Genomic DNA, 14867 nt, shown 5'->3' on the forward strand with positions numbered 1-14867 from the left:
TGCACCCTCTTCTCGGGCGATTTCGCGTTCGAACTTCCCGGGCTGCGCCCCACGTGGAGAGCGACGTGGCGGGCAGGTTGAGCCACGGTCAGGATTCTCCCGTCGAGCCAGCCGGGTGAGGTGCGGGCTCAGAAGCTCATTGGCCGCCTGGTGTATCGCCTGTCAGCGGGGAGATGTTGTCAGTCCCGTGCAGATCGGCAGCACCGCTCACCCCAACTTCTGCCCGTACAGGGAAGGCTGACGTCCATGGGGGCGGCGGAGACGCTGCGCGACCGATACCTTGCGATTGGCAGATAAATGTGACGTGTTCATTATCACGTCGGATGTAAGATCTACGTGAACCTCTTGTGCAGGGTGTGGTGGACTGGTTACAAAGCCTCCTGCTTTGATCATTGATGTGGGGGGTTCCGTGCGTCCGGCACGTCCGCTTGTCGTTTCTGTCGCTCTTCTGATGGCTGTGCTGGCCGGAACCGAGCATGCCGTCGTGGCAGCCGGCCGCTCGGGAAGCGGTTCCAGCGGGGATGGCCCTGACCAGCAGTGGGGCACCGCTGATGGCCGCAGCCACAAGGCGTCTGCCGAAGCCACGGATGCAGCCGCGAAGGGTGGCAACGACGGGCCGCTCAAGGGCCGCAGTGAGCTTCCAGCCGAGGGCGGGACGGGGACGACTGAGCTGGGCGGTACGCCGAAGCCGCCCGAGCCCGGACCGGTAAAGCAGGTGGCGGCGCCGGGCGCGCCCGCCACCGACGGCTTCGACACCGACGACAGCAAGGAAGTCAAGGACAAGCGCAAGGAACGCGAACGCACCTTCCTGAACGAGGACGGCAGCTACACCACGCGCTTCTACAGTGAGCCCGTCAACTTCCGTGCGAAGGACGGAAGCTGGAAGGACATCGACACCACCCTGATACCGCAGGAGGAGTCCGGTCCGAGGACGATGAGCGCCGAGGAGGGTGACTGGGAGACCCGCTCCACCGAGGCGCCGATCGAGTTCGCCGGATCGGCCGACGCCGATCCCCTGGTGCGTATGCAGGTCGGTGACGGCCTGTCCATCGGCTACGCCGTCGACGGCGCGAGTGCTGCCGTCGGACAGGCCGACGGAAGCGTCATCACCTACCCTGACGTGCGGCGCGACTCCGACCTGGAACTCATCGCGGGCAGCAACTCGGTCAAGGAAACCCTGATCCTCAAGGACGCGGACGCGCCCACCACCTGGCGCTTCCCGCTGGATCTCCAGGGGCTGACCGCGAGGATCGACGAGCACGGAAGTGTCGTGTTCACCGACGCCGACGGCAACCAGCACGCCTGGATGCCCGCCGGATGGATGCAGGACTCGAACCTCGCCGAGGACGCCAACGAGGGCTCCATATCCTCCGGCGTCACCTACAGCCTGGACGAGGCGAGCGGCCGTCAGATCCTGGTCATGAAGCTGGACCAGGAATGGCTGTCGGCTCCTAAGCGTGTCTTCCCTGTGCGCGTCGACCCGTCGGTCAAGTCCTTCGACTCCACCTCGGGGACCTATGTGCAGTCCCCCTACAACCAGAACTTCTCCAGCGACACCGTCCTCAAGGTCGGCACCTACGACGGCGGCAGCCACAAGGCCGCCGCGTTCCTGCGGTTCACGGGTGTGGAGAGCACGCTGAAGAACGCGTGGGTGCTGAACACGAACCTCGCGCTCTACAACACCTGGTCGCAGTCGTGCACCGCCCGCCCGGTGACGGTGCACCCGATCACCTCGAACTGGTCGGAGTCCACCACCACCAAGTACCCCGGTCCGTCGACCGGTTCGTCGCTGGCCTCGAAGAGCTTCGCGCACGGCTGGCGGCCGACGGGCACGGAGACGTGGTCGTGCGGTCCGGCCTGGGAGAGCATCAAGCTCGGTTCGGCCGGCCGCAAGCTGGTCAACGACTGGACGCACGCCCGCAAGAAGAACTACGGCCTCGCCGTGAAGGCGTCTACCAGCGATTCCAAGGGATGGAAGCAGTTCGGCTCCGACGACTACCCGAACGGCAAGCCCAGCCTGGACGTGACGTGGACGAAGTACGGCGCCACCTACACGATGGGTGACTTCACCGCCCCGGTGACCGCCACCTCCCAGGGCGTGCAGAAGCTCACCATCAAGAACCAGGGTCAGGAGACCTGGCCCAAGGGCGGCGACTACAAGCTGCGCTACAACCTGTACGACTCCAAGGGCAAGGAGATCGAGGACAGCGACAAGATCGCGTACACGGAGATGCCGGAGGCGGTCTCGCCCGGCGAAAGCGTGACCGTGGACGCGAAGATCGCGCCCCTGGCCCCGGCCACGTACACCCTGCAGTGGACGATGACCGACTACGGCGTCAGCCGCTTCACCACCGCCGGTGTCCCCGGACCCGCCATCAAGTTCTCCGCGGTGAACATCCCGCCGCAGCTGACCGCCGAGTCCCCGGGCAGCGGGGCGGTCGTGGACACGCTGACCCCGACCCTGTGGGCCAAGGGCAAGGACATCGACGGTTATCCCAAGGCCACGCTCCACTACACGTTCGAGGTGTGCGAGGTCGAAGGCAGCGATCTCCGCAAGAACTGCAAGAAGGGCACGCGCAGCGACGAAACCCAGTGGGCGGTGCCGTCGGGCTGGCTGTCCTGGGGCAAGACCTATGCGTGGTACGCATACGCCTACGACGGTGACGAGACCTCGGCCCGGCCGGGCGCGGCCCTGATCAGCACCGAGGTGCCGCAGCCGACCGTGACCGGTCACCTGGGCGGCGCCGACAGCGGCAAGGAGATCGGTACCCGCTCGGGTAACTACGTCACCGCCGCCACGGACGCCGCGCTCACCACCGTGGGCCCGGAACTGGCCGTCACCCGTACCTACAACTCCCTCGACCCGCGTTCCGACGGCGCGTTCGGCTCCGGCTGGTCCACCCGTTGGGACATGCGGCTGCGCCAGGAGACCGAGACCGGCATGGTCCTGGTGACCCTCGCCGATGGCTCCCAGGTCAGGTTCGGCAAGAACGCCAACGGCACGTACGCGGGCCCGGCAGGCGGTTCGCTCACCCTTCAGAACCAGAGCGGGGCGTGGCAGCTGCGTGAACGGTCCGGCAGCGTCTACCACTTCATGGCCGGCGGCGTGCTCTCCCGGATCGTCGACTCCGCAGGACGCGGCCAGAAGGTGCAGCACCAGACCGAGACCGGCGGCCCCGTCACCAAGGTCACCGACGAACTCTCCGGCCGCTCACTGAACCTCACCTGGTCCGGGGGCCACGTCGACACCGTGACCACGAGCGCGGTCGGCCCCGACGCCCCCGGCCTGACCTGGTCGTACACCTACGACGGCGACCGCCTGACCCAGGTGTGCCCGCCCACCTCCACCACCAAGTGCACCCAGTACGCGTACGACACCGGCTCGGTCTACCGCAGCGGTGTCCTGGACGCCTCCCCGACCTCGTACTGGCGACTCGGTGAGAGCGAGGGCGCCACAGCGGCCAGCGACGCCCCCTCACGCACCGGCCTGAACGACGCCGCCTACCGGGACGTGACACTGGGCGGCGCCTCGGCGATCGCCGGCACCTCGGACACGTCCGCAGGCTTCGACGGCACCGACTCCGCGGTCGAACTGCCCTCGGACACCCTCCAGTCGACGGCCTACCCGACCATCGAACTCTGGTTCAAAACGGCCAAGGCCTCCGCCGTACTGGTCGGCCTCCAGGACGAGGAACTCGGCGACAAGCCGTCCTCGTACCGTCCGGTCCTGAACATCGACGCGGCCGGCAAGCTGCGGGGCGAATTCCGCCGCGTCGGCGTCACCGGCGCGACCGGACCGATTACCTCCACGACCGCCGTCACGGACAACGCCTGGCACCACGCCGTGCTCACCGCGTCCGCGACCGGACAGACGCTGTACCTGGACGGCAAGAAGGTCGGCGCGATCGTCGGCGCGGTGGCCGACCAGTCCCGCGAGTACGCCTACCTGGGCGCCGGATACGCCAGCGACAGCTGGATGGGCGTGGCCACCGGCGAATACCGCTTCGCCGGACAGATGGACGAAGTCGCCCTCTACTCCCACCCGCTGAACGCCGCGACCGTGGCCGAGCACTACGCGGCCCGCACCGCCGTCGGCCAGATCACCAAGGTCACCCTGCCGTCGGGGCGGGTACACGCCACGGCCGTGTACGACTCCGGCTCCGGACGGCTGAAGGAGCACACGGACGCCAACGGCGGCACGTGGACTGTCTCAGCCCCCTCATACTCCAACGCCTCGTCGTCCTACGCGCGGACGATCCAGGGTGGTGGAGCCACCGGCTACTGGCGGCTCGGTGAACGCAGCGGCGCCGAGGCCGCCAGCCCGCTCGGCGAGGAACTGAACGGCAGCTACCTGGACGGCGCACGCCCCGGCAGCCCGGGCATCTTCACCAGCGGCGACGACACCTCCGCCACCTTCGACGGAACCGGTGCCGTGGAGGTACCCACCGAGACCCTCGGCACCGCGACCGCGATGTCGGTGGAGCTGTGGTTCAAGACGACCGAGCCGGGCGTGCTGGCCACCATGCAGAACGCCGAGTTCGGCGACACGCCCACCGGCTGGCGGCCCATGCTGCTGATCGACGCCGACGGCAAGCTGCGCGGCAAGTTCTCCCCGGACGCCACCAGCCTGCTATCCGGCAAGGCCGTGACCGACGGCCGTTGGCATCACGTCACGCTCACCGGCAACTCCGGAGCCCAGGCTCTCTACCTGGACGGCAGGAAGCAGGCACACAACCAGTACGGTGTGCCGACGCTGCGCCACTCTCACGTCCTCATCGGCGGTGGCTACGCATCAACCGGCTGGGACGGTCAGGCGAACGGCTACCGCAACTTCACCGGGCAGATCGACGAGGTCGCCTTCTACGACAAGGCGATCGTCCCGTTCACCCTGTTCGGGAGCGGCTGGCTCCCCAGCACCTCGCGCTCGAACGCCCCGGCAGCCCACTTCCAGGCCCGCAAGGACCTCACGAGCGGCAGCGACACCCAGTACCAGGGCGTGACCACCGCGGACACCCCGGCCGCCTACTGGCGGCTCGGTGAGGCATCCGGGACAGCGCTCGCCAGCGAACTCGGCGGATCCGACGCCACCGCGACCTTCCACCCCGACACCGGCGCCGTGGACGCCGGCCTCGACGACGACGGAATCTTCGGGCCCTCCGGCAACAGCGCCCTGAGCGCCGACGGCAGAACCTACACCGAACTGCCCGGATCGCTCCTCGCCGGCACCACGGAACTTGCCGTGGAACTGTGGTTCAACACCTCCACACCCACCGGCGTCCTGCTCGGCCTCCAGGACGCCCCGATCAACCAGGTCCCCGGCTCATTCCGTCCCGTCCTGAACATCGATGAGGCAGGCAAACTGCGTGCCGAGTTGCGCAGGGCCGGCGTGACCGGAGCAACCGGTCCCATCACCTCCACCCAGGCCGTGACGGACGGGCAGTGGCACCACGTGGTGCTCAGCGCCGACGACACCGCCCAAACCCTCTACCTCGACGGCGTCAAGGTCGGCTCGATTGCAGGCGCGGTCTCCGACCAGTCCCGTCCGTACGCCTACCTGGGCGCCGGATACGCCAGCGAGAGCTGGATGGGCGTGGACCCCGACCCGTACTACTACCAGGGCTCCCTCGACGAGGTCGCCCTCTACCGGCACCCGCTGACCGCCGACCAGGTCTCCGCCCACTACCGGGCGCAGGCCGAGCCGGCCGACTCCGCGCTGACCGCCACGGTGAAGGTGACCGACCCCAAGCAGAGGACCAGCTCGGCGACCTACGACGCGCTGCGCGGCCAGCGGATGGTCTCCAAGACCGACCCGACGGGCGCGGTCACCGGCTTCGCCTACGACATCGGCGGCAACCTGCACACCGTCACCGACCCCAACGGCCACGCCACAATCACCGGTCACGACAAGCGCGGCAACACCGTCTCGACCACCACCTGCCGGGACGCCGACTCCTGCTGGACGTCGTTCAGCACCTACCATGCCGACGAGACCAACCCCCTCGACCTGCGCAACGACAAGCCGCTGACCGTCCGCGACCAGCGCTCCAAGGACCACAAGGACGACCGCTACCGTACGTCGTTCACCTACAACTCCCTGGGCCTGCCCACCAGCACGGTCCGCGCCGACGGCAGCAGCTCGTCGACGACCTACACAGCGGGCACCGAGGCCGCGGTCGGCGGCGGCACTGTCCCGGCGGGTCTCGTCGACAAGCAGACCACCCCCGGTGGTGCCGTCACCGCGAACCGCTACTACTCCAACGGCGACCTTGCCGAGGTGACGACCCCGTCCGGGCTCGTCACCAAGTACACGTACGACGGGCTGGGCCGGAAGCTCTCCGAGACCCAGATCTCCGACACCTACCCGGACGGCGTGGCCACGACCTACGCCTACGACAAGGCCTCGCACGTCGTCACCGAGACCGGTGCCGGAGTGAAGAACGAGATCACCGGTACGACCCACACCGCGCAGATCAGGCGCGCGTACGACGAGGACGGTCTCCTGCTGTCGGAGTCGTTGAAGGACACGACCGGCGGCGACGCCGAGCGCGTGACGGCGTACCACTACGATGAGCACGGCCTGAACGACAGCGTCACCGACGCGGAGCTGAACACGACCCGGTTCGAGCACGACGAGCTGGGCCGCGTCGAGGGCATGACGGACGCCGCGAACTCGCACTTCACCTACGCCTACACCGCGCGCGGCCAGCACTCCGAGACGGTCCTCGACGACTGGCGGGGCGACCCCTCCGGAACGCTCCGGGACCTCGTGCTTGTCTCCAACGCCTATGACCCGGCCGGCCGTCTCGCCTCCACCACGGACGCGATGGGCGCGACCACCGCGTACACCTACTTCGACGACGGCCTGCCGGCCACGACCACTGCCAAGCAGGTCACCCAGTCCGACGCGAGCAAGCGCGACATCGTTCTCGAGAGCAACACCTACGACCCCGCAGGCAACCTGATCAAGCAAGTGACCGGCGGCGGGAAGACCACGCAGACTTTCACCGTCGACGCGCTGGGCCGGACCGAGCGCAGCGTGCTCGAACCCAGCGGCCTGAACCGCGTCACCACCCTTGCCTACGGCGGAGACGACAGGGTCGAGCAACAGACCCAGACCATCACCGGCGACAAGAAGCTCACCACGACGTCCGACTACGACTCCGCCGGGAATCTGAAGAAGCAGACGGTCACCGATGGCCTCACCACGCACACCACCACCCACACCTACGACAGGCGAGGCCTGCCGCTGACCTCGGTCAGTCCGCGCGGCAACGAATCTGGTGCGAGCGCCTCTGCCTTCACTACGACCTACCGGTACGACGAGTTGGGCCGCCTGGTCCAGCAGACCGCGCCGCAGGTCCAGGCAGAGGAGAACGGCGCCTCGGCCACAGCGGTGCAGCCGGTGACCCGGACGGGCTACAACACCTTCGGCGAGGCCACCGAAGTCAAGGATGCCCGGGGACAGGTGACCCGTACCGAGGTCGACCAGCTCGGCCGTACTACTGCGGTCACACTGCCCGACTACACCCCGCCGGGCGGCACCAAGCTCACCGCGACCACCCGCACCACGTACAACTCGCTCGGTCTTGAGAAGTCGGTCGCCGATCCGCTAGGCCGGGTCACCAGCTATGAGTACGACCAGTTTGGTCAGCTGATCAGCAAGACCGACCCACCCGCCGACGCCACCGCCGCGCTGCTGGAGGGCGGCAGCTCCGAGATCAACCTCGGCCCGCAGACTGCCACCAACGGAGGCGGCGTTACCTCCTACACGTGGACGCCCACCGGCCTCCAACTCTCGGCGACCGACCCGACCGGCGCCCGCACCGAGGCCACGTACGACGAACTCGGCCGACAGCTGACCTCGACGACCGTCGAGCGCTACCCGACCACCCAGCACTTGACCACCCGCTACACGTGGGACGACGCGGGCAATCAGACCGCGTCGAGAACAGCCGCCGAGCGGATCATGTCGGCCACTTACAACCCGGCGGCAGAAGTCACGTCGGTCAGCGACTCGGCCGGCACCACGCGTTTCGGATACGACGGCCTCGGTCGCCAGACCGAACTCGTGGACGCGACCGATCGCAAGACCATCACCGTCTATAACGCCCTCGGAGCCATCACTGCCGCCACCGACTACGGCAAGGGCAGCACTGTCCTGCGCACCGTCGGTCAGGAGTACGACGCCGACGGCAACCGCACCGCAGTAATCTCCGCGGAGAACAAAGCACGCACCACGTACACGTACGACGCGCTCGGCCGAATGACCAAGCAGGTGGAACCGGTCACCTCCACCAAGTCAATCACCACGACGTTCGGCTACGACGCGGAGGGCAACCGCACCCGCTTTACCGACGGCCGCACCAACGCGACGGTCTACACCTTCAACAGCTGGGATCTGCCCGAATCCACGATCGAACCCGCCACACCAGACACGCCCAATCCGTCGGACCGCACCTGGACCACGGTCTACGACAAGGCCGGACAGCCCGTCACTGAACTGCTGCCGGGTGGCGTCAAGCGTGAGCGCACCTACGACGGTCTGGGCCGACTGACTGGCGAGACTGGGTCTGGCGCGGAGGCGGCCACGACTGCTCGCACTCTGGAATACGACCCGGCGGGCCGCCTCACGGTCGTCGGCGTGGCCGGCGGCGCCGCCCAGAACACCTACACCTACAACGACCGCGGTCAACTGCTGACCGCGAGCGGTGCGGGTGGGGCCACCCGCTACAGCTATGACGCCGACGGCAATATGACGTACCGCGAGACCGGGGCAGGAAGCACCGATTACGGCTATGACAGCACTGGACGCCTCGACCGTGCCTGGGACTCCATCACTGGCAACGAAGTCTGGTACGACTTCGACGCCGCCGGACGTCCGAAGCTGGAGCGCTACGCGATCAAGCCGTCCGGTTCCACAACCTGGACGGAATCGACCCGCCGCAGTTACGACTATGACGACCTCGGACGCCTCAAGAGCGACAAGGTCACTCTGCCGGACGGCACAGGCACCATCGCCTCAACCGACTACACCTACGACCTCGACAACCATCTGAAAGCCAAGAAGACCACCGGCACAGCGGGTGCCGCTGACAACTCCTATACCTACGACGACGCTGGCCGCCTGACCTCCTGGGCGAACGGAAACACGACCACACCGTACGAGTGGGACGATGCCGGGAACCGCACCAAGACCGGTTCGGTTTCTGCGACCTTCGACGCCCGCAACCGCCAACTCACGGACGGCTCACAAACATTCACCTACACCCCACGAGGCACCCTCGCTTCCGTGATCAACGGCGGCACTACGAGGAACCTGACGTTCGACGCCTTCGAGCGGAAGATCACCGACAGCAACCTCACCTACTCCTACGACTCCCTCGACCGCATGCAGACCCGCGGCTCGGCGGCCTTCACCTATGACGGCGGCTCCAACAACCCAGCCACTGACGGCACCAGCAAGTACAACCGCACCCCCGAGGGCTTCCCCCTCTCCATCTCCATCGGCACCACCAAGCAGTGGGCCCTGACCGACCAGCACACCGACCTCGTCGTCGGCCTCACACCCGATGGCACCGCGGTCAACGGCTCCACCGCCTACGACCCCTTCGGCACCGAAACAGCCACCAACGGCACCACCCCCGCCGTCGGCTACCAGTCCGGCTACACCGACCCCACCACCTCCGACGTCAACATGGCGGCCCGCTGGTACCAACCACGCACGGGTTCCTTCAGCTCCCGGGACACGTGGCAGCTGGACCCGGTGCCGTCCGTGCAGGCCAACCGGTACGCCTACGGCAACGCCACACCACTGAACGCTACTGACCCCACGGGACACTTCCCGGTGTGCTGGACGATCACCGGCGCGATAGCGTGCGGGGCGATCGCCGGCATCAACGCCGCGGCCGGCTACGCGCTCACCAAGTGGCTGACCTCGTCGGGTGGCGGCTCGTGGGGAGGTCTGCGTCACGACTATTCCGGCAGCCTCGCCGATTCGCTCAGGAGGCAGTCCCGCAGGTTCTCCGGTCCGTCGGCCGGGTGGTCCGGACTCGTCGACACGGGATACGGCTCTGGCACCTATGGACCCGCCACCCGCAATGTCTGCAACGGAACCTGCACGCAACCGACGAAGCCGCCCAAGCCGCCGATCGACCAGAACCCCAACAACGGAAACAACCCAACCCCCGCGCCCATCCGCCCGCCAGTGGCACCGATCTGGATCTCCGGTGCGTGGTCAGTCGCCTCAGGTGCGGGCACGGCTGCCACGATCACGGCTCAGGCCATGGTCGATCTCGCAGCCATCGCGCTCTTCACGCCGACGGTGCACAACGGAGAAGATCTCTACCCGCTTCCGGACCTTTCCGACGAGCCGGGAGGCGGTAACAATTGGCGGACTCGCAGTGACAAGAAGTGTGACGATGGCCCTGGTACCAGCCCAACGGGACATGTCACGTACCTCCCACGCGAGCGCTACTACGACAACTTCACCGGGCAGAAGGAGTGTCGGGCTACCGGGGTCTTCGGCATCGTCGACCAGCAGGACCTAACGACGAAGAAGCATCCCGGCCCCGGTACGGGAACGGGTGAGAGTAAGCGTCCTCCCGGTTACGAGGAGATCAGAAGCCAGGGGCATTCCCCTAACAACGGACATCTTCAGCCTAAATTGGCAGGCGGTGACGGAAAGGACCTTCGCAACCTTGTCGCGCAATACCGCAGAACCAATAGCCCTTACATCAGGGACGGTATCGAGGGAGATATCCGCAAGTCGCTCGAATCCGGCCATAAAGTAGCCATATATATCAACCCGCACTATGGAAGGCCGAACTCCGGCATCCCGACTAGGATTGAGTACAATTACGCAGATCTGAACACGGGTGTGGCCAAGCACTGTGTGGTCCACCAACTTCCCTCGGGTGGCCGCACCACCGGGTCCGCCAACTGTCCGCAGTGATCTTGAGGATGACGATGCCGCGTGATTTCACCGACCCCGTGACCGGATTGCTGGGGCCGGGGAGGCGTACGGTCCCGCCTCCGGCCCCGGCTTGGGAGGTTCTGGAGGGGCAGTTGGGTGTCCAACTGCCCGACGACTACAAGAAGATCATCGGCAGTTACGCGCCCGTACAACTGAACGGACACCTCTTCCTGGCGCACCCGTCCACCGATCGGTGGAATCTGGGCGATCGGGTCAGAGAGACAGTCGACGCGTTCTCGGGCAGTGACCTGACGGGGGCGGAGTGCCCAGGCTTCCCGGATGGCCCCGTTTTTGGTGGACCGTCTGGCCTCATCCCGCTGGTCGACACTGACCGAGGGGAGTATGTCTTCGGGGTGGTCGATGGGAACTCCGGAGAATGGAGGCTCTTGACTTGCGATGGAGACGAGCAAGATTTTTATGAGTACAAAATGTCGTTCTCTGAATGGCTTTACCGGTATCTGATCGGTGAAGACATGTTCGGTTCCGACAGTGCCGTCTTCTACCCTGGACCAATCCTCTTCGAGAGTCTGCCAATGACTGAGTCGGAGCGGTCGACGAGATGGCACGGCCCTGAACGCGGAATGTGAACCCTTCACGCGGTGCGTACGCGCGGGCCGCAATGACCTGACGCAAGAGCTGGGTGTTCAGTGAGGAAGTGATCCGGATGCGGCGGCCAAGGAGGCGCAGGCAGCCGCATCCGGGGTGGTAGGCGCCGATTCAGCCAAGGCCGCGGGCGGCCTCGATGGCGCGGGAGCTGGTCCAATAAGGTCCACCCGGCGGCCAGGCTGATGACCGGGTTGACCTTCAGGCTGCCGGTGACATTCGCCCAGAGCGGACTGGGCACCGTCGCTCCGGCCGTCCGCGACGAACCTGTGAAAGAAGGCTCGTGGTGCGGTTGGGCGGGCATTGCCTCGCCTCTTCGATAGGACGACGCACCCCCGACCAGCTGGTCGCCTTCGCCACCGTTGCGAATCAGACACTGCACATGCCCTCGCCAAGGGCAGCGCTGGGCTATGCCTTCCAGACGTAAACGTGTGAGGCCACTCCTTCTGGCAACTCTGCGGTCTCGCTGCCGCTGCCAATGAGCAGGGCGCCCGCCGACTCTGTGACGCTCACCACCGAGCCGGGCTGTACACCTGCGCGCCGCAGTGTGTACATCAGCTGAGCGTCGGACTGGATTGGCTCACCGATGTGCCGTACGACGACGCTCTTGCCCTCCACGCCCGGGGCGAGGTCGGACAGTGACACCACACCGTTGTCCAAGAACGGGTCGGCGGTGTCCCTCTCGCCCAGCTCGTCCAGGCCCGGGATGGGGTTTCCGTAGGGCGATTCGGTCGGGTGGCGCAGCAGTTCGAGGATGCGGCGCTCGACGGCCTCGCTCATCACGTGCTGCCAGCGGCAGGCCTCCGTGTGGACCTGCTCCCACTCCAGGCCGATCACGTCGACGAGGAGGCACTCCGCGAGGCGGTGCTTGCGCATCACGCGCGTCGCCAATCGGCGGCCTTCTTCGGTGAGTTCCAGATGGCGGTCTGCGGCGACGGACAGCAGACCGTCGCGCTCCATGCGCGCCACGGCCTGGCTGACGGTCGGCCCGCCCTGGCCGAGCCGCTCTGCGATTCGGGCGCGCACCGGGACTACGCCTTCCTCCTCCAACTCGAGGATGGTGCGGAGATACATCTCCGTCATATCGATCAGTCCGGACGGCACTGGTGCTTGCTGACGGAGCCATGTGCTGCGGCTGTCCGTCTGAGGCTGCTGTGCTTCGGCCCTTAGCGGCGCCTCTTCCGCAACTGGTCCACCAGGAGACGCGGAACCCGTTCCGCCCGGTTCTGATGCATTATTCAAGGCCCAGAGCAGCACGTGGTCGGGGACCTCCTCGCGCCAGGCGTATCCAAAGGATCGCAACAAGCCGACCAGCGCAAGAGTTGCCTTCGCCGCCTCGGCTGTTGACGCACTGTGCGCGATGCGTTCTTGGAGTTCAGCGATCTGCCGGATGATCTGCGCGTCTTCTGTGGGTACCCGTTCGAGGGCACGGCGGGCTTCGGGAGACCCGAGGGATGATTGCCGCATCAGTGTGGCGAAGTCTTCGTCTTCACTCACGTTCTTCACCTCTGTCCCTCAACAGCTTCCGCTGGGCGGCTTTTCGCCAGCGGTGCATGACGCCCTCGATCGCACGAATAGATGTCTCATTGAGGATGTGACAGATCTCCTGCTGGGTGTAGCCATCGAGTGTCAGCGCCACGATGGCTCGTTCGCGTGCTTTCCCCGGGGCGACGTCGTCGAGCATGTCACGCAGCAGATCTCGGCCGACCACCTCCGCTTCCACGCCAGGCAGCGTCTCACTGAGGTAGTGGGGCTGCAGCAGCGCCCTGCGGTGATGCTCTTCGCTCGTGCGATAACTGCGGAACTCGTTCGAGAAATGGTGTAGACAGGCGCCCAGGAAGTAGGTGGTGATACTGGAGCCGCCCTCCAGCGTCCAGTCGCCCTTGACGAGGGCCTTCTCACGGAAGCGGGGCAGCGAAACGGCTACGGTCATGGTCGCCAGTTGATCGCGCAGGTCACTGTCGGTTGCTAACCGTTCGAGGTCATACTCGTGCAGGGCGAGGCCAAAGCCGTGACGCGCAGTCATCGTGAAGATATACCCCGATGACATCCAGGCCCGCAGCACCGAAACGGCATACCGTGCAAGGTTGTTCTCGAACTCGTCGTAGCGGGCGCCCCGGAAGTCGTCCTTGGCCAGCAACTGGATGAGGCGCTGGTCTGCCCTGCGTCGCTGGAGGCTTTCATCACGCTGCCGGGCCGCCGCCTCCGTCGGCGGACCCTCCGTCTCCCCGCAACTGGCAGGTAGTGCGGAGGAGAGCAGGTCCGGCACGGACGTACGAACCGGGTGGAGTTCCGGAGCGTGCGCATCCGCGGATGGTCCGTCCGCGTCACCCTGATGCATACGCAGCCCCCTCTCTTACGGTCGTCCTCCGCCCACCTGCGAGCGTGGGAACGGTGCCAGGCCGCCCCTGAACAGTAAGCGGACGCACCTTATAGGTCATCGGCTCTGGGGCACCCCACGGAATGTTTCCAAGATTCCTTACAGACGAGCACGAGCCCGCAGATCCGTGGGGTGTCCCAGCAGACAAGACATATCAGGTACCGCCCACCTCCTCCTCCGGACAAGGAGTTCTCATGACTCCGGCCTCGCCACCGCCCACCCCGGAACCTGATGACCCCGGCCCCCTGCTCACTGCCCATGCCGCCATCGTTCTCCTGGCAGCCCTACTGGTAGGAGCGATCGCCGGAATTCTGACCCTTCTCAGCACGGGTACCGCAGCCGCAGCTTTACTCGCCGGTATGACTGGCTTTGGCGTGAGTGTCCCTGTACTGCACAAGCTGATCGGCCGTTAGGGCTTCGAAAGCGTTTTCGCTGGCCCACATCCTGCTCGGCGGGACCGTCTGGCTGGCAGTGAAGAGGGGGACCAGCTCAGACGACCCCTCCAACCCAGCTGCCCATTCTCTCTTCGCGCTGCCCGCCGACGCTGCCGGCGGGCAGCGGCACCCCGTGGTTCTGGTCGAGCTGCCGGTCAGCCTGGTGATGATGACGCCGATCGCGCAAGCCCCTTCACGACCGGGACCCACTCGCGGCCCCCGCCGGCGCGGGGGTGCGGGTTATGGCGTCCGCGCCGCTGCACGGCAGCGAGCTGCTCGGCATGGAAGACCAGGAGCTCGCCGACCTCATCCGGCCGGAGCTCGGCGCGCTTGACGCGCTCGCGCCAGTAGTCGGCGATCCGTGCTGGACTGTATCGAGGACAGGTCACTGGCGGGGGCCGACAGAGCCTCGCCATGCTCGCAGGCGACACCCTGCGGCTCGTGCACATGGCGCCGTCCTCCCCCGCCGGCGGGGGAG

The 14867-nt window shown here is 66.6% G+C and carries 4 protein-coding genes; 2 read left to right on the plus strand and 2 right to left on the minus strand.

Annotation, left to right across the window (positions count from 1 at the left end):
• The first annotated feature begins 451 nt into the window (after positions 1 to 451).
• A complete protein-coding gene (locus tag AOK15_RS21185) occupies positions 452 to 10951 on the plus strand; it encodes a LamG-like jellyroll fold domain-containing protein (RefSeq protein WP_055519225.1) in 10500 nt (3499 codons plus the stop codon).
• Positions 10952 to 10959: 8 nt separating this feature from the next.
• Positions 10960 to 11559: an SMI1/KNR4 family protein gene (locus AOK15_RS21190; protein WP_240508528.1), complete on the plus strand. Its 600-nt coding sequence runs from the start codon at positions 10960 to 10962 to the stop codon at positions 11557 to 11559.
• 424 nt (positions 11560 to 11983) lie between these two features.
• On the opposite strand, the gene AOK15_RS21195 is transcribed toward AOK15_RS21190, so the two are convergent.
• Positions 11984 to 12679 (minus strand): iron-dependent transcriptional repressor DtxR, encoded by a 696-nt coding sequence (locus AOK15_RS21195; RefSeq protein ID WP_478078812.1) that lies wholly within the window; start codon positions 12677 to 12679, stop codon positions 11984 to 11986.
• 385 nt (positions 12680 to 13064) lie between these two features.
• Positions 13065 to 13844, minus strand: a complete 780-nt coding sequence (locus AOK15_RS21200; RefSeq protein ID WP_055519227.1) for an RNA polymerase sigma factor — start codon at positions 13842 to 13844, stop codon at positions 13065 to 13067.
• Between the last annotated feature and the right edge of the window lie 1023 nt (positions 13845 to 14867).

The sequence above is a fragment of the Streptomyces ossamyceticus genome, from assembly GCF_001418475.1.
Taxonomy (GTDB): Bacteria; Actinomycetota; Actinomycetes; order Streptomycetales; family Streptomycetaceae; genus Streptomyces; species Streptomyces ossamyceticus.